This is a genomic window from Roseococcus sp. YIM B11640, assembly GCF_049727625.1.
GTDB lineage: Bacteria > Pseudomonadota > Alphaproteobacteria > Acetobacterales > Acetobacteraceae > Roseococcus.
In genome coordinates this window covers 21,965-41,148 of sequence record NZ_JBBJOZ010000005.1, presented here as the reverse complement: position 1 = coordinate 41,148, position 19,184 = coordinate 21,965, and the positions used below count along the sequence as shown (strand labels likewise).

Genomic DNA, 19,184 nt, shown 5'->3' with positions numbered 1-19,184 from the left:
GCTCAGCGCCCCGGCGCGGGAAGCTGGCCCGCCAGCCGCCGCGCGCCGGGGCCCGCCAGCCGCGCGAGCGCCGCCCGCCCGCCCGCGGCGAAGACCGCGACGGCGCGCAGAAGATCCCGCAGGGCATCGGCGCTGGACCCGTCGAAGGGCGCCCAGGCGCCGCCCGAAAGCTTCGCGACCTGCCGGAAGCCGAGCTCGGCCGTCCGGTCGTTGCCCTCCTGGAAGCAGAAGGCGGGCGTGCCATGCAGGCCGAGCTGCCCCGCGAGGTGGCAGACGGCGTCCACATCCTCCTCGAAGGCGTCGCCCACCAGGACCAGGGCGTTCACCCGCTGCCGCTTCGTCTCGGCCAGGGTGTGCTCCAGCGCGCGGCCGATCTGCGTCATGCCGCCGAGCACGGTGACGCCGGACATGCGCCGCGCGAGCTCCTCCGCGCCGGTGAGGAAGGGCGTCGCCGCGAATTCGCCGTGGCCGCGCCAATAGGCGAGCTGCACCGCGAGACCGCCGAGGTCCCGCGCGGCGAGGAACATCTCAGCCTGCAGGTGGCAGGCACGGTCCCAGGCATGCTGGCGGGAGGCGGTGGCGTCCACCGCGAAGACCAGGCGCCCCACCGCCCCGCCCGCGCGCACGGCCGGCATCGAGGCGACCTTGTCGAGGAAGGCCGCGACGGAGGCGTTGCCTGACCTGGCTGGAAGCTTCGTCATATCTTGCACATGGCCCGCTTCGCCCCCCGCGCAAAGGGTGGCGCATGCGCGGCGGCCAAGGCTAGGTTCCACGCATGCGCAGATACGTTCTCGCGGCGCTGGTCGCGATTCTTCCCGCCGGCGCCTTCGCCCAGGCCCCGGAGCCCGCGGCGGTCACGCAGTTGCGAGGCATGCTCGGCTCCAACGTCCGGCTGGATTACGCCAGCGCGACCGCGACGGACGTCCAGGGCAGCGCGGCGCTGACCGGCGTCGTCCTCACCAAGGACGCCGAGACCATCCGCATCGCCGAGGCCCGCCTGGAGGGGCTGCGCGAGGACGGCATTGCCCGGCTCTCGCTGCGGGACATCCAGCTGCAGGGCGGCGGCGTTCCCATGCGCATCGGCCGGCTGGATCTCGAGTCGCTGACGGTCCGCCGCCCGCCCCGGGGCCAGACGCCCAAGCCCGATGCGCTGGCGGCCGACCTGCTCCGCATCGAGAACTGGCAGAGCGAGGGGCCGACGCCGGTCAAGATCGGCCTCGTCACCGTCGAGAACTACGGCGCCGGCCGCCAAGGCCAGGTGAGCGTCACGGCGCTGGAGGTCGGCATCTCCGGCGGGCCGGTGGACCGCGTGACGGTGGCGCGCATGGGCTATTCCGGTCTCGACACGGCCGAGATCCTGACCGCCGTCATCGACCAGCGTCCGCCCCAGGCGCAGCCCGGCCGCTCCAGCCTGGACATCGAGAGCGTGGCGGTGACGCGGCAGGGCCAGGCCGTCGCGCGCCTCGGCTCCTTCTCCATGCGAGGGGAGCTGGGCGGCAGCCGCCCGCCCAATGGTTCCCTGGCGCTGCGCGGCCTCGAGGTGCTGCCCGCGCCGCCGCATGCCGAATGGATGCAGCGGCTGGGCTATGACCGCCTGGGCGCCGAGGCGCGGATGGAGGCCACGCATGACCCCGCGACGCAGACCGTCGACATGCCCGACCTCTCCATCGAGCTGCGCGACGTCGGGCAGATCGCGCTGGCCTTCCGCGCCAGCCATGTGCCGGAGAACATGACGCCGCAAGCGGCCCAGGACATCCGGCTGATCTCCGCGCGGCTTCGCTATGCGGATCTGTCGCTCTTCCGGCGCTGGGTGCGGACGGCCGCGGCGCGCGAGAACATGGGCGAGGACGCCTTCCGCCAGCGGCTGGTGCGGCAGGCCAACTCGGCGCTGGCGGGCCCGACCCTCACCGATGCCCGCAACGCCATGGCCCGCTTCCTGCGCGGCGAGGCGACGGTGCTGGAGCTGAGCGCCAATCCGCGCGTGCCTTTGCGGATGTCCTACGTCCAGGGCAAGCCGCAGACGACGCTGGCCGGCTGGCAGAACATGTTCGGGCTGAGCCTCACCGCGCGGTGATATTTTCTGCCCCCGGACGCCGCTGAAGGCGCCGGCCGCTATTCGCGGCCGGATGGTCCTCGCAGGCGGGGGCGTCTCAACCCGCTGCCCAGCTCGGCTTGCGCTTTTCCTTGAAGGCCGCGATGCCCTCGATCGCCTCGGGGCCGGAGCCCGTGCGGGCGAAGGAATCGGCCGCCTTCTCGGGATAGCCCTCGGGCGAGACGGGGCCGAGCGCCGCCAGCAGCAGCTTCGTCTCCGCCAGCGCGCCCGGCGCGCCCTCCAGGATCAGCGCGAGGCTCTGGGCCACCAGCGCGTCCAGGCCGGCGCGGTCGGCCGCCACCTCATGCACCATGCCCCAGCGCAGCGCCGTCGCGGCGTCGATGACGCCAGCCTCCAGCACCATGCGCGTGGCGTTGGAACGGCCGATGCGCCGCGCGACCCAGGGCAGGATCTGCGCGGCCACCAGGCCGCGGCGCGTCTCGGGCGCCGAGAAGCGGGCATCCGCGCTGGCGAAGGCGATGTCGGCGCAGCAGACGAAGCCCAGGCCGCCGGCATGCGCCGCGCCCTCGACTGCTGCGATCACCACCTGCGGCAGCGAGGCGATGGCGAGGTAGCGCTCGCCGATCGCCCGGTTGCGGGCCAGCTGCGCGCCCATGCGGTCCTCGGCGGGGCCCTGCGCCATTTCCGTGAGGTCGAGCCCCGCGCAGAAATGCCCGCCCGCGCCGCGCAGCACGACCACGCGGGCGGTGGGATCCACGCGAAGCTGGCCGACCAGCTCGTCCAGCGCCTCGCCCATGCCGCCGCCGATGGCGTTGCGGCGGGCGGGGCGGTTCAGCGTGACATGGACGACCGGGCCCTCGCGTTGGACGAGGACCGGCGCGTCGCTGCTCACCGCTTCCACCAGCCGCCGCGGCGCGGGGCCGCGGCTGCGACTTCCTCGACCGACTTGGGCTGGATGGCCGGGCCGATGACGACGGCGGGCTCGGGCTCGGGCTGCGGCGCGGGCGTCTCCGCCGCGGCGGGCGCGGGTTCGGCGGCCGCGGGGGCCTCGATCGCGGGGGCCTCGGCGGCAGGCGCCTCGACGGGCGCAGCCTCGGCCGCAGGGGCTTCGGCAACAGCGGCTTCGGCGACCGGGGCTTCGGCGGCAGGCGCCTCGGCCGGCGGGGTTTCCGGGGCGGCGGCTTCCAGCGGCACGGGGGCAGGGGCCTCCGGCGCGGCGGCAGCCGGCGGCGCCGTCAGCGCGGCCTCGGCCGCCATCTCGGCGGCCTCCATGGCCGCCATCAGGGAGTCCACGGTATTGGCGAAGGGATCGGCCGGCGTGGGGCCCTCGAAGGCAGCGGCGGCCGGCGGGGCCTCGGCCTCGCCTTCCTCGCGCCGGCGGCGGCCGCCGCGGCGTCCGCGGCGGCGGCGGTTGCCGTCCTCGCCATCCTCGGAGGCCACCGGCTCGGCACCGGCCTCGCCCTCGGCGCCAGCCTCGGCGGCGGCTTCCTGGCCCTCGGCCTCCGCCTCGCCCTCGCTTTCGCCATTCGTCTCGGACGGCGCGCCATCGCGGCGGCCGCGCCCACGGCGGCGACGGCGGCGGCGGCTGCGCTCGGCCTCGCTGCCACCCTCGGCGCCCTCGGAGGCTTCCACGGCCTCGGCCGCGTCATCCTCGTCCTCGGCGGCGGGCGCCTCGGGCTCGTCCACATAATCCATGCGCAGCGCGGCCGGGCGCTCCTCGACCGGGGCGGGCGGCGCCTTGCTGCGTTCGATCCGCGTCTCCGCGCCGTGCAGCGAGTCGTCCGGGTCGAACAGCACGGAGACGCCCCAGCGGCTCTCGATATCCGCCAGGCGGTCGCGCTTCTTGTTCAGCAGGTACAGCGCGCAGGGCGAGTTCACATGGACCGTGATCTCGGCGGCGCGGCGCTTCGCGCATTCTTCCTCGACCGCACGCAGCACGGCGAGCGCGCTGCTCTCCAGGCCCCGGACGGTGCCGCGGCCCAGGCAATGCGGGCAGGTGACGAAGGTCGTCTCGGCCAGCGAGGGGCGCAGCCGCTGGCGCGACATCTCGAGCAGGCCGAAATGGCTGATGCGGCCGACCTGGATGCGCGCGCGGTCGTGCCGCAGCGCGTCCTTCATCCGCTTCTCCACCATCGCGTTGTGACGGTTGGAGTCCATGTCGATGAAGTCGACGACGATGAGGCCCGCGAGGTCGCGCAGGCGAAGCTGGCGCGCGATCTCGTCCGCGGCCTCGAGGTTGGTGCGGAGCGCCGTGTCCTCGATGTTCCGCTCGCGCGTCGAGCGGCCGGAGTTCACGTCGATGGCGACCAGCGCCTCGGCCTGGTTGATCACCAGGTAGCCGCCGGAGCGCAGCTGCACGTTGGGCTCATGCATCGCATCGAGCTGCGCCTCGGCCTGGAAGCGCGAGAAGAGCGGCACGGTGCCGTCGCGATAGGCCTGGATCTTGCGCGCGTGCTCCGGCATCAGCATGCGCATGAACTCGCGCGCCTGGGCGTAGGCGCTGTCGCCCTCGACGATGATCTCGTCCATGTCGCGGGCATAGCCGTCGCGGATGGAGCGCTTGATGAGGTCCGCCTCCTCGTAGATCAGGGCGGGGGCGGTGCTGGCCAGCGTGCGCTCGCGGATGTCGTCCCAGAGGCGCAGCAGGTACTCGCAGTCGCGCCGGATCTCGGGCTTGGGCCGCTGCGCGCCTGCCGTCCGGACGATGAGCGACATGCCCTTGGGCATCTCCAGCTCCTCGATCACCTCGCGGAGGCGGCGGCGGTCGGAACTGGAGGTGATCTTGCGGGAGACGCCGCCGCCGCGCGGGCTGTTGGGCATCAGCACGGAGAAGCGGCCGGCCAGCGAGATATAGGTGGTGAGCGCCGCGCCCTTGGTGCCGCGCTCCTCCTTCACGACCTGGACGAGGAGGACCTGCCGGCGGCGGATGACCTCCTGGATCTTGTAGTTGCGCAGGAAGCGCGGGGTGGAGCGGCGCTCGCGGCGGTCCTCCTGCTCGGCTTCGGCCTCGCCCTCGGAATCGCCTTCGGCGACGCCGATGGTCTCGGGCGGCGGGGCGTCGGAGGGGGGCAGGATCTCGACCCGGCCGCGTTCCTCCTCCTCGCCTTCGGAGGCGGCGGCCTCCGCGGGCTGGGCCTCGTCGCGGGATTCGAGCTCGGCGACGATGTCGGCCGCCATTTCCTCCGGCGAGGGCTCCTCGGAGGTGAGGTCCTGCGGCAGTTCCAGCGGGGTCTCGCCGGCTCCGTCCCCGGTCGCGGCGGAAACTTCCTTGGCCGCGGCGCGGGCGGCCTGTGCGGCGGCACGCGCGGCCTGGGCCTGGGCCCGGCGTTCCTCGTCGCGCGCCTCGGCCTCGGCTTCCTCGCGGGCCTCGGCCTCCTGCGCCTCGATCAGCTTCTGCCGGTCGGCGACGGGGATCTGGTAGTAGTCGGGGTGGATCTCGCCGAAGGCGAGGAATCCGTGGCGATTGCCGCCATATTCGACGAAGGCGGCCTGGAGGCTCGGCTCCACCCGGACGACCCGGGCGAGGTAGATATTACCCTTGAGAGGCAGCCGGTTGGCGGCCTCCAGGTCGAATTCATCGACGCGATGGCCATCCATCACGACCACCCGGGTCTCTTCCGGGTGTGCCGCGTCGATCAACATGCGCTTGGTCATGCGTGGGAAACTCCGCACCGCGGCGGGGCGATGTGAGGCCTGGCCTGCGGCGGAAAAGGGGAACAGACTCCGGGTGCGGGCCGATAAGCGGCGATGTCGGGGACATCATGCGCGTCTTCGTCCTCACTCGGGGGCATCGGGGCGTCTGCGCCGTCTTCGGCGGCAGGCGCGAACGCGATGCCCAATGGCACACCCCCACTTATGTGCGCCCGTCGCGGGCGGGCGATATTGCGGCAGGCTAAACCGCGCGGTAGGGCGTGGCCGGCCTGCACCGCGGACGCGCGGGGCGGCACGGGCCGGCTCTCTCCGGGGTGTCAGCAAGGGCTGCCCATCCGGCTGTGCCTGGCCAGGGCTGGCGCGAAAAGCCGCGCGTTCTGCCCCTGTCCCGCCCGCAGCGCCTATCGCTGGGGCAAGTCAGCATAACCCCCGCCCAGCTTGTCCACAAGGCGCCCCATGGCGCCTCGTTCCGGCCCTGACCCGGTCCTGACGGGTTTCCGGCCGCCCGGGTGCCCAAAGCCGGAGCCGTCTGCCTAGGCCGGAGGCAGGCTTCGGGTGGATTTCCGCACCCCTTTGTGATAGCATGCGCCCACCGCGATGGGGGTCGCGGCCTATGGGGATCAATCGCAGAGCATGGCTCGCGGCCGTGGCGGGACTCGCCGTGGCGCCGGCCGCACATTCGCAGACCGCCACGCGCCGCCGAAGCCCGGCGCGGCAGCTTCCGCTCGTGGTGCTGGATCCGGGGCATGGCGGCACCGACCCGGGCGCGATCGGCGCCGAGGGCACGCAGGAGAAGCGCATCACCCTGCCCTTGGCGCTGGAACTCAAGCGCCGGCTGGAGCATGGCGGCCGCTGCCGCGTGGCCATGACCCGCACGCGCGACGTCTTCGTGCCGCTGGCCCGCCGGGTGCAGCTGGCCCGCGACCGGGAGGCGGCCCTGCTGCTCTCCATCCACGCCGATGCCTCGCCGCCCGGCCATGCGGCCCTGCGCGGCGCCTCCGTCTACACCATGTCCGAGACCGCGACCGACGCGGTCGCCGCCGCCATCGCCCGCCGCGAGAACCGGGCCGACCAGGCCGGCGGCCTGCGCCTGCCCTCCGTCTCGCCCGAGGTGCAGCGCATCCTGCTCAGCCTCATGCGGCAGGAGACGCGCGCGGGGTCCGAGCGGCTTGCCCGGCTGACCGTGAACGCGCTGGACGGGCAGGTCATCCTGCTCAATCAGCCCCTGCGCCGGGCCCAGTTCGTGGTGCTGAAGGCGCCGGATGTGCCGGCGGCGCTGGTGGAATGCGGCTTCCTGTCCAACCGCCAGGACGAGGCGTTGCTGCGCCGGGCGGATCATCGCGCGAAGCTCGCCGCCTCCCTGGCCGAGGCGGTGCACGGCTTCATCGGCGCGCGCAGCGTGGCGTAGTCAGGCCTTCAGGATCCGGCTGAGCTCCGCCAGCGCGTCCTGGATGGCGCGGAGCTCCATCAGCGCCGCCTCGCGCGCGTCGTCATCCCCGCTCGCGCTGGCCGACATCAAGTCCAGCAGCTCGCGGATCTGGGGGAAGGGAATGCTCAGCGTCCTCGCCAGCCTGATCAGCCGGAGGTCCTGCACATCCTTATCGGAAAAAAGCCGAAAGCCGTTGGAGCCGCGATCCGGCAGGACCAGCCCGATCTTCTCGTAGTGGCGGATCGACTTGGCCGGGACTCCACTCGCCTCCGAGGCAGCCAGAATGTGCTTGCGCTGGCTCAATTTCTCTCCCGGCATCCGTCAACTCTAAGATATCGAGCTGCGCGTCATGCGGCATGTGCTGGAATTATGCCGGATGGATACTGCGTCTCGATTTCCGCTCGTACCGACATGGCTGAATCGATGATTCGGGGTCAGGTTGCTTGTCTTGCGAGATTTTTTGACGCCGGGGGCGGAACGTTCCTCCCGGTGTTTTCGGGCCGAATCCGGCGGTCTGGCGGGCCTCCCTGGAAAGTCGGCCCCAATCGGAGTAACAGCCGCTCCATCTTTCGGATCGGAGGGATCCCCATGACCACGCAGCTCAGCCGTCGCGCCCTTGGCGCGGCCGCCTTCTCCAGCGCCCTGGCCTTGCCTGCCGTGGCGCAGAACCAGGGCCAGACGCTCACCATCGCGACCGGCGGTTCCATCACCTCGGTGGACCCTCACTTCTTCAACGCCGCGCCCAATTCCTCGCTGGCGCTGCACCTGTTCAACGCCCTGGTGGACCGCACGCCGGATGCCAAGTTCGTCCCGGGCCTCGCCACCTCCTGGCGGGTGATCGAGCCGACCATCTGGGAATTCAAGCTCCGCGAGGGCGTGAAGTGGCATGACGGCCGCCCCTTCACCGCCGAGGACGTGGAGTTCACCTACGGCCGCGCGCCGAACGTGCCGAACAGCCCGGGCGGCTTCGGCGGCTTCCTTCGCTCCATCAAGCGCATCGAGATCCTCGATCCGCTGACCATGCGCTTCCATACGCATGCGCCGAACCCGATCCTGCCGACGGACCTCGCGGCCATCTTCATCGTGTCGAAGCACGTGGGCGAGGGCGCGACGACCGACGACTACAACAGCGGCAAGGCGGCGATCGGCACCGGGCCCTACAAGCTCGTCAGCTATCAGCCGAACAACCGCACCGAGCTGGTCCGCAACGACGAGTACTGGGGTGGCGCCGAGCCGTGGGCCCGCGTTTCCTACCGCTTCATCGCCAACGACGCCGCGCGCTCGGCCGCTCTGCTGGCCGGCGACCTCGACATGATCGACCAGGTGGCGAGCAGCGACCTCGCGCGCCTCAAGCGCGAGCCGCGCACCTCCGTCTCCGAGACGGTGGGCCTGCGCTGCGTCTATCTGATGCCGGACTTCTCGCGCACCGGCAGCACGCCCTTCGTGACGGACAACGCCGGCACGCCGCTGCCGGCCAACCCGTTCCTCGACGTGCGGGTGCGCCAGGCGCTGACCAGCATCATCAACCGCCAGAACATCGCCGAGCGCGTGATGGAGGGCCAGGCGACGCCGACCAACCAGTGGCTGCCGCCCGGCACCTTCGGCTACGCGCCCGACGTGACCGTGCCGAACCCCAATGTCGAGCACTCGCGCCGCCTGCTGGCCGAGGCGGGCTTCCCCAACGGCTTCAAGCTGACGCTGCACACGCCGAACGACCGCTTCCCGAACGACAGCCGCATCGCGCAGGCCGTCGCGCAGTTCTGGACGCGCATCGGCGTGCAGACGCAGGTCGAGGCCGTGCCCTGGGCCAGCTTCTCGGCCCGCAGCAACCGCCAGGAATTCGCCATCCGCCTGACCAGCTGGGGCAGCACGACGGCCGAGGCCGGCTACATGCTGACCAACATCATGATGACCTACAGCCGCGAGAACCGGACGGGCGCCAGCAATTCCGGCCGCTTCTCCTCGCCCGAGCTCGATCGCCTGACCAATGAGGCGGTGGCCATCATCGACAACGAGCAGCGCGAGAAGGCGCTGCAGGACCTGGTGCGCTGGGTGGGCCGCGAGGTTCCGATCATGCCGCTGATCCAGCTCAACCACACCTGGGCCACGCGCCGCGGCCTCACCTACGCCGCGCGCATGGACGAGCGCACCATCGCGATGGGCGTCCGCCCGGCCTGACCGGCGGCGCCTGCCTGAACCACAACCGGGCCGCGGCCCCTGCCGGACTTGCCGGCGGGGCCGCGGCCTTCTTCATGAAGTGCCTCCATGATCCGCCTCGACAGCATCAGCAAGCAAAACGGCCAGCAGCTTCTCTTCATCGAGGCGTCGGCCGCGCTCCAGAAGGGCGAGAAGATCGGCCTCGTCGGGCCGAACGGTGCCGGCAAATCCACGCTCTTCCGCATGATCACGGGGCAGGAGCAGGCGGATGAGGGCCAGGTGCTGGTGGACCGCGGCGTCAGCATCGGCCTGTTCAGCCAGGATGTGGGCGAGATGTCGGGCCGCAGCGCCGTGGCCGAGGTCATGGACGGGGCGGGCGACGTGAGCACGGTCGCCGCCGAGCTCGCGGAGCTCGAGGCCGCGCTGGCCGATCCCGAGCGCATGGACGAGATGGAGAGCCTGATCGAGCGCTTCGGCGAGGTGCAGGCCCGCTTCGAGGATCTCGGCGGCTACGCGCTGGAAGGCCGCGCGCGCGAGGTTCTGGCGGGCCTCGGCTTCAGCCAGGAGATGATGGACGGCGATGTCGGCGCGCTCTCGGGCGGGTGGAAGATGCGCGTGGCGCTGGCCCGCATCCTGCTGATGCGCCCCGACGTGATGCTGCTCGACGAACCGTCGAACCACCTGGACCTCGAAAGCCTCATCTGGCTGGAGAACTTCCTGAAGGGGTATGACGGCGCGCTGCTCATGACTTCGCACGATCGCGAGTTCATGAACCGCATCATCAACAAGATCATCGAGATCGACGGCGGCAGCCTCACCTCCTATTCGGGCGACTACGAGTTCTACGAGCAGCAGCGCGCGATGAACGAGCAGCAGCAGCAGGCGCAGTTCGAGCGCCAGCAGGCGATGCTCGCCAAGGAGATCAAGTTCATCGAGCGCTTCAAGGCCCGCGCCTCGCACGCCGCCCAGGTGCAGAGCCGCGTGAAGAAGCTCGACAAGATCGAGCGCGTGGAGCCGCCCAAGCGCCGCCAGTCGGTGAGCTTCGAGTTCCAGCAGGCGCCGCGCTCGGGCGAGGATGTCGCGAACCTGCGCGGCGTGTCCAAGCGCTACGGCAGCAAGGTGATCTACGACGGGCTCGACCTGCTGATCCGCCGGCGGGAGCGCTGCTGCGTGCTGGGCGTGAACGGCGCGGGCAAGTCCACGCTGCTGAAGCTGGTCACGGGCTCCACCGACCCCGATGCCGGCACCGTCTCGCTCGGCGGCAGCGTGAAGATGGGCTACTTCGCGCAGCACGCGATGGAGCTGCTGGACGGCGACCACACCATCCTCCAGGCGCTGGAGGATGCCTTCCCGCGCGCGCCGCAGGGCTCCCTTCGCAACCTGGCCGGTGCCTTCGGCTTCTCGGGCGACGAGGTGGAGAAGCGCTGCCGCGTGCTCTCGGGCGGCGAGAAGGCGCGGCTGGTGATGGCGAAGATGCTCTACGACCCGCCGAACTTCCTCGTGCTCGACGAGCCGACGAACCACCTGGACATGGCGACGAAGGAGATGCTGATCGCGGCGCTCTCGGAATACGAGGGCACGATGCTCTTCGTCTCGCACGACCGGCACTTCCTGGCCGCGCTCTCCAACCGCGTGCTGGAGCTGACGCCGGAGGGCATCCACCAGTATGGCGGCGGATATACCGAATACGTGGCGCGCACCGGGCAGGAAGCCCCGGGCTTGCACGCTTAGCCGCCCTCAGGCGCCGGGCGCGCGCTTGGCTTCCGTCAGGTGCGGTGCAGGCGAGTCTGCGGGGTGGCGGCGCCGATGGCGCGCGGTGCAGTGGGACGCGCGGCGCGGGTCGTCGCGGCAGGCGCGCGGGTCGTCGTGGCGGGGCGCGATGCCGCGAGGTTGCGCGTCCCCGCAGGACGCGCCGTGCTGGCGTTGCGGACCGTCGCCTGCTGCCGCGTCGTGCGGGTGGCCGTGGCGGCCGGGCGCGATGCCGTGGCGCGGGCCGTGGCCGTCCGTGATGCGGCCGCCCGCGATGCCGTTGCGCGCGATGCTGTTGCGCGCGATGCCGTCGCTCGCGATGCCGTCACGCCGGGCCGGGTGCTGGCCCGCGCGGTGGCCATAGGCCGCCCGCGCGCCGGCGCCGGGCGCGTGACCCGCGCCGAGACGGCCCGCGAGCCGCCATGCCGCGGCCCGCGCGAGGCGGTGGCGCGATAGGGCTCGGCGCCCAGGCTCGGCGCCACGCCGATGGATTCCGACAGCGACGCCCACCACATGCGGTAGCCCGAACCCGTCGGGTGGATGCCGTCGCCGGAGAGGTTGTCGCAGCGCGCCTGGCGGCCGGAATGGATGGTGTAGGGATGGCCGCGCCCGCGCGCCGCGCGGTCCAGCGCCTGGCTGCCGCGCTCCATCGAGTCGTCGTAGGGAAAGCAGCCGGGCGTGGCCCAGATGACCTCGCGCGCCTGCCAGCGGTTCATCGCCGCCTCGATGCGCGCGGTATAGGCCTCGGCGGCGCTCGGGCTCATGCCGCGCACGTCGTTCGTGCCGAGGACCACCACCACCCGCCGGGCGCAGCGCGGCGTCTGCGCGTCCAGCCAGCGGATGCCCACGCCGGTCTTGGCCACCACCTGGAAGCCCGAGGCGCGCGCATAGGGGCCCATGCCGACGGCGAGGCTGTCGCCCACCAGGATATCCGGGCAGCCTGCCGCCCCGGTCTCCCGCGCCGCGAAGGCGGGGCCGGCCAGCAGCAGCAGGATGGCGAGGACGGCCAGGCGCCTCATGGCAAATGCGTGTTCCCGTTACAGCGCCTTGGCCGCGTCAGCGAAGGCTTCGAGGGTCTTTGCGACATCCTCGGCGGTATGTGCCAGCGAAATATAATACTTGCTGTCGCCCTTGAGAATCCCCGCCGCGCGCAGATGCCCGTTGAAATGGGCGGCCAGCTTCGCATCGGCCTTCATCGTGTCCCGATAGTCACGCACCGGGCCTTCCTTGAAGACCACGTCGAAGAGCACCGGCTCGCCCACGATCTGTCCCGGCAGGCCCTTCCCGGCGAGGATCTTCGTCAGCCCCTCCATCAGCGAGCGGCCCGTGGCAAAGGCACCCTCGTAGGCGCCCGGCCGCTCCAGCACCGCGAGCGTCGCGAGGCCGGCCGCGGACGCCACCGGATTGCCCGAGAGCGTGCCCACCTGCATGAGGAAGCCTTCCTCGCCCACCTTGGCCTTGTCGAAATGCGCCATGATGTCGGCGCGCCCCGCGACGGCCGAGAGCGGAAAGCCGCCGCCCACGATCTTGCCGAGGGTGCAGAGGTCCGGCGTCACGCCGTAGTAGCTCTGGGCGCCGCCATAGGCGAAGCGGAAGCCCGTCACGACCTCATCGAAGATGAGCGGGATGCCGAAGCGCGCCGTCACCTCGCGCAGCGCCTGCAGGAAGCCGGGCGCGGGCGGAATGAGGCGCTGGAAGGGCTCCACGATCACGCCGCCGATCTCGTCGTGCTGCGCCTCGATCAGCGCCACGACATGCGCGGCGTCGTTGTAGGGCGCGACCAGCACGTCGTCGCGCACCTTGGCGGGAATGCCCGGGCTGTCGGGGATCGCGAGCGGGAAGTTGCTGAGCTGCTTGGGCGCCAGGCTCATGAGCCCGTGGTCGCTCATGCCATGGTAGCCGCCCTCGAACTTCACGATCTTGTCGCGCTTGCGGAAGGCGCGGGCCACGCGCATCGCGTACATGTCCGCCTCGGTGCCCGAGCCGAGGAAGCGCACCTGGTCGGCGCAGGGCAGGGCGGCGACGATCTTTTCCGCGAGGCGGATGCCGGCGGGGTTGTTGGTGAAGAAGGTGGTGCCGAGGGGCACCTGCTCCATCACCGCCGCCGTCACCTCCGGATGCGCATGGCCGATGAACATCGGGCCGGAGCCGAGGAGGTAGTCGATGTACTCGCGGCCCTCGGCATCCCAGACATGGCCGCCCACGCCCTTCACGATGGCGATGTCGCTGTTGAAATTGCCGAAGTTCCCGGCGGGCAGAACGCGATGCGCGGTCTCGACCAGCGTTTCCGCAACGGCGACGTCGTTCATGGGCGCACGGCCTCCCCAAGGGTCTGCATCAGTCGGTTGGCATTGGCGAACATCGCGACGGAGAGCGTGATGTCCAGGATCTCGGCGTCGTTCAGCCCCTCGGCGCGGAGGCGCTCGACATCCTCCTTCGTGGCGGCCGATGGCGTCGCGCCGAGCTTCACGGAGTAGTCCACGATGGCGCGCTGCTTCGACGGCATGGGGGTGTCCACGCCGTCATCCAGCAGGCGCTGCATGAGGTCCTTGTCGCCCTTCATCTGCACGAAGCGCTGGGCATGCACGCTGGCGCAATAGGGGCAGCCGTTCACGCGGGATTCGGCGGTGGCTGCCAGCTCGCGGTCGGCGCGCGACGCGCCGCGCGGGCCGTACATGATGGTGTTGAACAGCTTGGAGCGCTGCCGCAGCACCTCCGCCTCCTGCACCAGCAGCAGGTAGTAGGGATTCACCTTGGCCTTGGGGTGGCTCTCCTCCAGGACCTTGATCTCGTCGGGCGTCGCCTTCTCCACGTCGAGGACCGGCGCCCAGGCCTTCCATTCGAGCGTGTCCATGGTGAAGCCGAAATCGTGGGTGCTCATTTCAAGCCTCCGATGACTGGGGCGCGCGGAAGTCTGAATCGGCGGCCATCACACTTCCTCCAGAAGACGGAGGCCCGCGAGCAGCCGGGCCTCGTAGTTCACATGCGCGATGAGCTGCGAGAGCATCACGATGTCGCGCGGCGCGAGGCCGGCCTTGGAGAGGGTCGCGATCGCCTCGGGCGTGGCCTGGTCCGGCATCTTGGTCAGCATGGTCGCATGCGCGAGCAGCACGGGGATGCGCGGGCTGTCGCCGGCCTTGGCGCGGTGATACGCGGCCAGCGCGGCGTCCTTGTTCAGCTCCGCCACATGCAGCGCGACGGCGTGGCGCTCGGCTTCCGTCAGCCCGCTGGGGCCGCCGAAGATCGCGTCCTCGCTGGCCTGGGTGGCGATGCGCACGTCGGGGCGCAGCGCGCGCAGCTCGTCCAGCTTCGAGCCGGGCTGGATGCCCATCAGCTCGTCGATGACGTCACGTGTCACTGGGGCTCTCCTGGTTCTTGGGCACGTAGAAGGGCGTGCCGATCAGCTCGGGCTCGTCATACTCCACCAGCGCCTGGCGGATGGCGGGAAATTCCTCGAGGAAGAGCGAACGCAGGATGGCATCCGCCACCCGCTCGCCCGCCACGACCACGCCGGGAATATCGCTCGCGATGCCGCCATGGCTGAGATGGGCGCCATAGTTCACGAGATGGATGCGCGAGAGCTCCGGCGGCGCGGAGCCGTCGCGCGGCTGCAGCTCGAAGCCGGGGCCGAGGACGGGGAAGGTCTCGATCTCGGCGCGGCGAAGCTCGGGCGGGACGTCGCCGATGACGTCGATCCAGCGCTGCACATGGGGGGCGAGGTCGCCCAGCTCCGGCACCTGCATCGGGTTCACCGAAAAGCCGGTGGCGACGATGAGATAGTCGTGCCGTACCTCGCGCGGCTCGGCGCCGCCGACGGAGACGACCACCGCGTCGCCCTCCCGCCGCGCGGATTTCGTGGGCGTCGAGAGATGGATGTGGAAGCCGGGCTGGCGCAGCGCGCGATGCACCGTCTCATGCGGCACGGGCGCCTGCTGGTCGTAGAGATAGACGTGCAGCTTCCACTTCACGTCGGGCGGCAGGGCGTCCAGCGCATTGTGGAAATGCGGGCCGGTGCTGCCGCGCCCCTTGTTCACCTGCGGCAGCACGGCGCGGCGAACGTAGAGGTCGGCGCGCGCGGCACCGCGTTCCAGCGCCGTCGCGGCATTGTCGAAGGCCGAGGCGCCGCCGCCGATGATGCCGATGCTCTTGCCGCGCAGGGCCTCGAAGTCGATGGGCTGCGGCGCCAGCGCGGCGAGGTCGGGGAAGAGCGCGTGATCCACGAAGCCAGGCAGGTCCAGGCCGCCCGCGCCGGCACGGCCCGTCGCCATCACCAGGCGGCGCGCGAGCACATGGCGCGTGCCGTCCGGGTGCTCCACCGTCAGGCGCAGCAGCCCGTCCGCGGGCTCGATGCGCGTGACGCGGGAGAAATGCGTCACGGGCAGCTTCAGCACGCGCTGCAGCCAGGTGAGGTATTCCTGCCAGGTGCGGTTGAAGATCTTGTAGAGCTCTTCCCAGGACTTCTCGCCGAAGCTCGCGACATACCAGGCGCGGAAGGTCAGCGAGGGAATGCCGAAGCAAGGGCCGGGCAGCGTCTTGGGTGAGCGCAGCGTGTCCATGCGCGCCGTCGTGCACCAGGGGCCTTCATGGCCGGGCGACGCCGCCTCCAGCACCGCGATGTTGGGCATGCCCTTGAAGATGAGCGAGCCCGCGGCGGCGATGCCGTTCATGCCCGCGCCGATGACCACCACATCCAACACCGGCACGCCTTCGCGCAACATCGGCGGAACCCAGTTCTTCGGCGGCAGGTTCAGCGCCTCCAGGTCGCGGGCGACCTGGGCTTCCAGGGCGGCGAGGCCCGCCTCGTTGGGTGGAGGGGTCGCGATGCGCGTCGTCTGGTTCATCCGGAGAGGCTTTGCTGCGGCGCCGAAAGCATGGTGTCATCTTCCGTGACTGTCCATGCAGGCCCCTCATGATTGCACGCCGCTCGCTGCTCGCCGGAATGGCCGCCCTGCCGGGCGCGGCCGCCGCCGTCACCCTGCCGCCCGGCTGGCCTGACCGGCCGCTTCGCATCATCCTTCCCGCCGCCGGCGGCGCCGGCACGGCCGATACGCTGGCCCGCATCCTGGCGCAGGAGATGGACAAGCGCCTGCCGCAACGGACGCTGGTGGACAACCGGCCGGGCGCCAATGGGAATGTGGGCGCCACGGCCGCCGCGCGCTCGGCGCCCGATGGGCACACGATCCTCTTCACCTGGGCGGGGACGATGGCGACCAACCCGTCGCTGTACCGGGACCTCTCCTTCGATCCGCGCCGCGATTTCGAGCCGGTGATGCTGCTGGGCAATGTTCCCAACATCCTGGTCGTGAACAACGCGCTGCCGGTGCACAGCCTCGCGGAGCTGACGAGCTATCTGAAGGCGCATCCGGGGCAGGTGTCCTTCGGCTCCTCCGGCAATGGCAGCTCCATGCATCTGGCGGGCGAGCTGTACCGCCAGGCCACGGGCACCGAGATGGTGCATGTGCCCTATAACGGGATCGGGCAGGGCTTCACCGACCTTTATGCCGGCCGGATCCAGGTCATGTTCAACCTGGTGACGGGCGCTCAGCCGCAGATCCGCTCCGGCCAGGTGCGGCCCATCGCGGTGCTGAGCGACCGGCGCTCGGTGGTGCTGCCCGACGTGCCGACGACGGCCGAGCTCGGCATGCCCGGGCTGGAGTTCGGGAGCTGGTTCTGCCTGATGCTGCCGAAGGGCACGCCTGCGCCCATCACCCAGGCGCTGAACGGGCTCGTGAACGAGATCCTGGCCGAGCCCGAGAGCCGGGCGCGCTTCGAGGCGCAGGGGCTGGACATCATCGGCGGCGGACCGGAGCGGCTGACCGCGCTGCTGGACAGCGAACTACGCCGTCATGCGGAGCTGGTGAGGTTCTCGGGCGTCAGCCTGCAATAGGCTGGCATTCCTTGAATCCGCGGCGGCGTTGTGTTAAACTCAACGCCATCAACGGGTTAGCTGCGCCCAGATCTCGAAGCGCGCGGTAAGATAGTAAGATAGTAAGGCGACGCGGCCGCGCCAGGCGTCCGAGGCCCGACAAAATGGCTTTGGCGGCGGCCCGCCGAAGCTTACGAGCGAGGGCGTATAGTCTCGGTGCCGCCGCCAAAAGCGCCCATGATGGTCCACTGGCCGACCATCTCGCCGGAGGGCTTGATCTCGTAGACCCCCATGCTGGGCTGGCCGCCGAGGGAGAAGGCGGTGGCGAAGGTCAGGCCGCTGACCATGGCGACGCCCTCGATGGTCTCGCTGCCAATGGTCCAGGTCAGGCGGAAGCTGAGCATGCCGATCTGCTCGAGCTCCAGCGTGCCGGTGTATTGCGTGCCGTCGGGGTTCGCGCCCGTGACGTCGTAGGTACCGCTGCGCTGGGCGGCGGCGGGGCCGGCCCAGGCGAGGGCCAGCATCAGGCAAATGGCGCCAAGCGTGCGAATCATCGACCAGTCATCCCTTTGGGGCGACCAGCCGATGGGCTGGGCGTCCTATTTCACGGTGGCCACGCGCAGCGCGTTGGTCATCCCCGGCGTCCCGAACGGGACACCCGCCGTCACGACCAGCTCCTCGCCGGGCTTCACGAAGCCCTCCTGAAGCGCGGCGCGGCAGGCACGGGCCACCATCTCCGTCATGGAGTGGATATCCTGAACCACAACCGGATGCACCCCCCAGACGACGGCCAGGCGGCGCGCCGACTGAATTTGCGGGGTCAGGCCCAGGATGGGGCAATCCGGCCGCTCGCGCGCGGCGCGCAGCGTGGTCGAGGCGGTGCTGGTGAAGGTGCCGATGACCTGGGCGTTGATGGTATGGGCCACCTGCCGGGCGGCGGCCGCGATGGCGCCGGCGCTGGTGCCTTCCGGCTCGGGGCGGCTGGCATCGGTCTGGGCGCGCCAGTCGGGGTCCTGCTCCACCCGGGCCACGATGCGGTCCATGATGTTGACGGCCTCCAGCGGGAACTGGCCGGCCGCCGTCTCGGCCGAGAGCATCACGGCATCGGCCCCGTCGAAGACGGCGGTCGCGACGTCCGAGGCCTCGGCGCGGGTGGGGGAGGGCGCGGAGATCATGCTCTCCAGCATCTGGGTCGCCACCACGACGGGCTTGCCCAGCTTGCGGGCGGCGCGGACGATGCGCTTCTGGACGAGGGGAACCTCCTCCGGCGGCATCTCCACGCCGAGGTCGCCGCGGGCGACCATGACGCAGTCGGTCAGCGCCAGGATGCCGTCGAGGTTCTCGACCGCCTGGGGCTTTTCCATCTTCACCATGATCCAGGCGCGGCCGTCGGCGATGGCCTTGGCCTCGGCCACGTCCTCGGGCCGCTGCACGAAGGAGAGGCCGACATAGTCGATGCCGAGCGGCAGGACGAAGTCGAGGTCCGCCCGGTCCTTGGCGGTCAGGGCTGGGATGGGCAGCGCCACATCCGGCACGTTCACGCCCTTGCGGTCCGAGAGCGCGCCGCCGACCACCACCTCGGTTTCCAGGTGGTCGTTGGCGACCTGGCGCACCACGCGCAGGCGCAGCTTGCCGTCGTCCAGCAGCAGGGTCGTGCCGATGCGGGCGGCGTTGATGATCTCCGGGTGCGGAAGCTGCACGCGCTTCACGTCGCCCGGTGTCGGGTTGAGGTCGAGCCGGAAGCGGCTGCCGGTCGCGAGCTGGACGCGGCCTGCGCCGAACTTGCCGACGCGCAGCTTGGGGCCCTGGACGTCGGCCAGGATGCCGATGGGCCGGCCGGTGCGGCGCTCCACCTCGCGGATCGCGACGATGCGGGCCGCGTGGTCCTCGTGGCTGCCATGGGAGAAGTTGAGGCGGAAGACGTCGGCGCCCTGGCGGTAGAGCTTCTCGATCATCTCCACGGTGGAGCTCGCCGGGCCGAGGGTCGCGACGATCTTCGTGCGGCGGTGGCGGCGCAGGGGGATGCGGTTGGAGGCGCGGGGCGTGCTTTCCGCGCGGGGCGCGGGGCGCGGGGCCGCGTCCTCGCCGCGCAGCTGCTCGGCCGGGAGGCCGAAGAGCTTGGCCACGTCGTCGACGCGATCGGCCGGGACGCGCTTCCACTGGCTGACGGCCGCCGTCGAGATATTGAGGGCGTCGGCGATGCGGGTGACCGCACCGCGGCGGGCGAGGAGTTCCTCGAGGATCGGATCACGCATGCGGCTTACTTAGAAACTTTAAGG

The 19,184-nt window shown here is 71.0% G+C and carries 16 protein-coding genes; 5 read left to right on the top strand and 11 right to left on the bottom strand.

From position 1 onward, the window contains the following. Positions 1-2 precede the first annotated feature (2 nt). A complete protein-coding gene (locus tag WJM96_RS18805; protein ID WP_424814080.1) occupies positions 3-701 on the bottom strand; it encodes a VWA domain-containing protein in 699 nt (232 codons plus the stop codon). A 74-nt stretch (positions 702-775) separates the two neighbouring features. On the opposite strand from WJM96_RS18805, the gene WJM96_RS18800 reads away from it, so the two are divergent. Continuing rightward, positions 776-2,074 carry a hypothetical protein gene (locus WJM96_RS18800; protein ID WP_424814079.1) on the top strand — a complete coding sequence of 433 codons (1,299 nt, stop codon included), beginning with the start codon at positions 776-778 and terminating at the stop codon, positions 2,072-2,074. Positions 2,075-2,150: 76 nt separating this feature from the next. Here the strand turns inward: WJM96_RS18800 and WJM96_RS18795 are convergent, their stop codons facing one another. Together WJM96_RS18795 and WJM96_RS18790 are read right to left on the bottom strand one after the other, a co-directional pair. Further along, positions 2,151-2,945, bottom strand: a complete 795-nt coding sequence (locus tag WJM96_RS18795) for an enoyl-CoA hydratase/isomerase family protein (protein ID WP_424814078.1) — start codon at positions 2,943-2,945, stop codon at positions 2,151-2,153. Then, a complete protein-coding gene (locus tag WJM96_RS18790; RefSeq protein ID WP_424814077.1) occupies positions 2,942-5,707 on the bottom strand; it encodes an Rne/Rng family ribonuclease in 2,766 nt (921 codons plus the stop codon). The genes WJM96_RS18795 and WJM96_RS18790 overlap by 4 nt, the downstream gene beginning before the upstream one ends. A 643-nt stretch (positions 5,708-6,350) precedes the next feature. On the opposite strand from WJM96_RS18790, the gene WJM96_RS18785 reads away from it, so the two are divergent. Then, complete coding sequence (locus WJM96_RS18785; protein WP_424814076.1) at positions 6,351-7,112, top strand: N-acetylmuramoyl-L-alanine amidase family protein; 762 nt, start codon at positions 6,351-6,353, stop codon at positions 7,110-7,112. Here WJM96_RS18785 and WJM96_RS18780 read toward each other — a convergent pair whose 3' ends face one another. After that, a complete protein-coding gene (locus tag WJM96_RS18780) occupies positions 7,113-7,436 on the bottom strand; it encodes a MerR family transcriptional regulator (RefSeq protein WP_424814075.1) in 324 nt (107 codons plus the stop codon). A 285-nt stretch (positions 7,437-7,721) separates the two neighbouring features. Between WJM96_RS18780 and WJM96_RS18775 the strand changes: the two genes are divergently transcribed. Together WJM96_RS18775 and WJM96_RS18770 are read left to right on the top strand one after the other, a co-directional pair. Beyond that, positions 7,722-9,311, top strand: coding sequence for an ABC transporter substrate-binding protein (locus WJM96_RS18775; RefSeq protein ID WP_424814074.1), 1,590 nt, complete (start codon positions 7,722-7,724; stop codon positions 9,309-9,311). 87 nt (positions 9,312-9,398) lie between these two features. Then, positions 9,399-11,021, top strand: a complete 1,623-nt coding sequence (locus WJM96_RS18770) for an ABC-F family ATP-binding cassette domain-containing protein (protein WP_424814073.1) — start codon at positions 9,399-9,401, stop codon at positions 11,019-11,021. 35 nt (positions 11,022-11,056) lie between these two features. Here the strand turns inward: WJM96_RS18770 and WJM96_RS18765 are convergent, their stop codons facing one another. From WJM96_RS18765 to WJM96_RS18745, 5 genes are read right to left on the bottom strand one after another with little or no spacing between them, the layout of a single operon-like run. Beyond that, the gene (locus tag WJM96_RS18765) at positions 11,057-12,058 is read right to left on the bottom strand and encodes an SGNH/GDSL hydrolase family protein (protein ID WP_424814072.1); all 1,002 of its coding nucleotides are present in this window, start codon (positions 12,056-12,058) and stop codon (positions 11,057-11,059) included. An 18-nt stretch (positions 12,059-12,076) separates the two neighbouring features. After that, positions 12,077-13,348, bottom strand: coding sequence for an aspartate aminotransferase family protein (locus WJM96_RS18760; protein ID WP_424814071.1), 1,272 nt, complete (start codon positions 13,346-13,348; stop codon positions 12,077-12,079). Next, positions 13,345-13,920, bottom strand: a complete 576-nt coding sequence (locus WJM96_RS18755) for a peroxidase-related enzyme (protein WP_424814070.1) — start codon at positions 13,918-13,920, stop codon at positions 13,345-13,347. The genes WJM96_RS18760 and WJM96_RS18755 overlap by 4 nt, the downstream gene beginning before the upstream one ends. A gap of 48 nt (positions 13,921-13,968) precedes the next feature. Beyond that, the gene (locus WJM96_RS18750; RefSeq protein WP_424814069.1) at positions 13,969-14,397 is read right to left on the bottom strand and encodes a CMD domain-containing protein; all 429 of its coding nucleotides are present in this window, start codon (positions 14,395-14,397) and stop codon (positions 13,969-13,971) included. Then, complete coding sequence (locus tag WJM96_RS18745; RefSeq protein ID WP_424814068.1) at positions 14,387-15,880, bottom strand: FAD-dependent oxidoreductase; 1,494 nt, start codon at positions 15,878-15,880, stop codon at positions 14,387-14,389. Before WJM96_RS18745 ends, WJM96_RS18750 begins: the two co-directional genes overlap by 11 nt. 68 nt (positions 15,881-15,948) lie before the next feature. Here WJM96_RS18745 and WJM96_RS18740 point away from each other — a divergent pair, with 68 nt between their 5' ends. Then, a complete protein-coding gene (locus tag WJM96_RS18740; protein ID WP_424814067.1) occupies positions 15,949-16,926 on the top strand; it encodes a Bug family tripartite tricarboxylate transporter substrate binding protein in 978 nt (325 codons plus the stop codon). A gap of 170 nt (positions 16,927-17,096) precedes the next feature. Here WJM96_RS18740 and WJM96_RS18735 read toward each other — a convergent pair whose 3' ends face one another. Then, positions 17,097-17,459, bottom strand: a complete 363-nt coding sequence (locus tag WJM96_RS18735) for a hypothetical protein (RefSeq protein ID WP_424814066.1) — start codon at positions 17,457-17,459, stop codon at positions 17,097-17,099. 45 nt (positions 17,460-17,504) lie between these two features. Continuing rightward, the gene (gene pyk / locus WJM96_RS18730; protein WP_424814065.1) at positions 17,505-19,160 is read right to left on the bottom strand and encodes a pyruvate kinase; all 1,656 of its coding nucleotides are present in this window, start codon (positions 19,158-19,160) and stop codon (positions 17,505-17,507) included. Positions 19,161-19,184: the final 24 nt, after the last annotated feature.

Coding starts and splice junctions, on each gene's coding strand:
- WJM96_RS18805 (WP_424814080.1), bottom strand. CDS start 701: ATGACGAAGCTTCCAGCCAGGTCAGGCAACGCCTCCGTCGCGGCCTTC.
- WJM96_RS18800 (WP_424814079.1), top strand. CDS start 776: ATGCGCAGATACGTTCTCGCGGCGCTGGTCGCGATTCTTCCCGCCGGC.
- WJM96_RS18790 (WP_424814077.1), bottom strand. CDS start 5,707: ATGACCAAGCGCATGTTGATCGACGCGGCACACCCGGAAGAGACCCGG.
- WJM96_RS18775 (WP_424814074.1), top strand. CDS start 7,722: ATGACCACGCAGCTCAGCCGTCGCGCCCTTGGCGCGGCCGCCTTCTCC.
- WJM96_RS18770 (WP_424814073.1), top strand. CDS start 9,399: ATGATCCGCCTCGACAGCATCAGCAAGCAAAACGGCCAGCAGCTTCTC.
- WJM96_RS18765 (WP_424814072.1), bottom strand. CDS start 12,058: ATGAGGCGCCTGGCCGTCCTCGCCATCCTGCTGCTGCTGGCCGGCCCC.
- WJM96_RS18760 (WP_424814071.1), bottom strand. CDS start 13,348: ATGAACGACGTCGCCGTTGCGGAAACGCTGGTCGAGACCGCGCATCGC.
- WJM96_RS18755 (WP_424814070.1), bottom strand. CDS start 13,920: ATGAGCACCCACGATTTCGGCTTCACCATGGACACGCTCGAATGGAAG.
- WJM96_RS18745 (WP_424814068.1), bottom strand. CDS start 15,880: ATGAACCAGACGACGCGCATCGCGACCCCTCCACCCAACGAGGCGGGC.
- WJM96_RS18740 (WP_424814067.1), top strand. CDS start 15,949: ATGATTGCACGCCGCTCGCTGCTCGCCGGAATGGCCGCCCTGCCGGGC.
- WJM96_RS18735 (WP_424814066.1), bottom strand. CDS start 17,459: ATGATTCGCACGCTTGGCGCCATTTGCCTGATGCTGGCCCTCGCCTGG.
- pyk (WP_424814065.1), bottom strand. CDS start 19,160: ATGCGTGATCCGATCCTCGAGGAACTCCTCGCCCGCCGCGGTGCGGTC.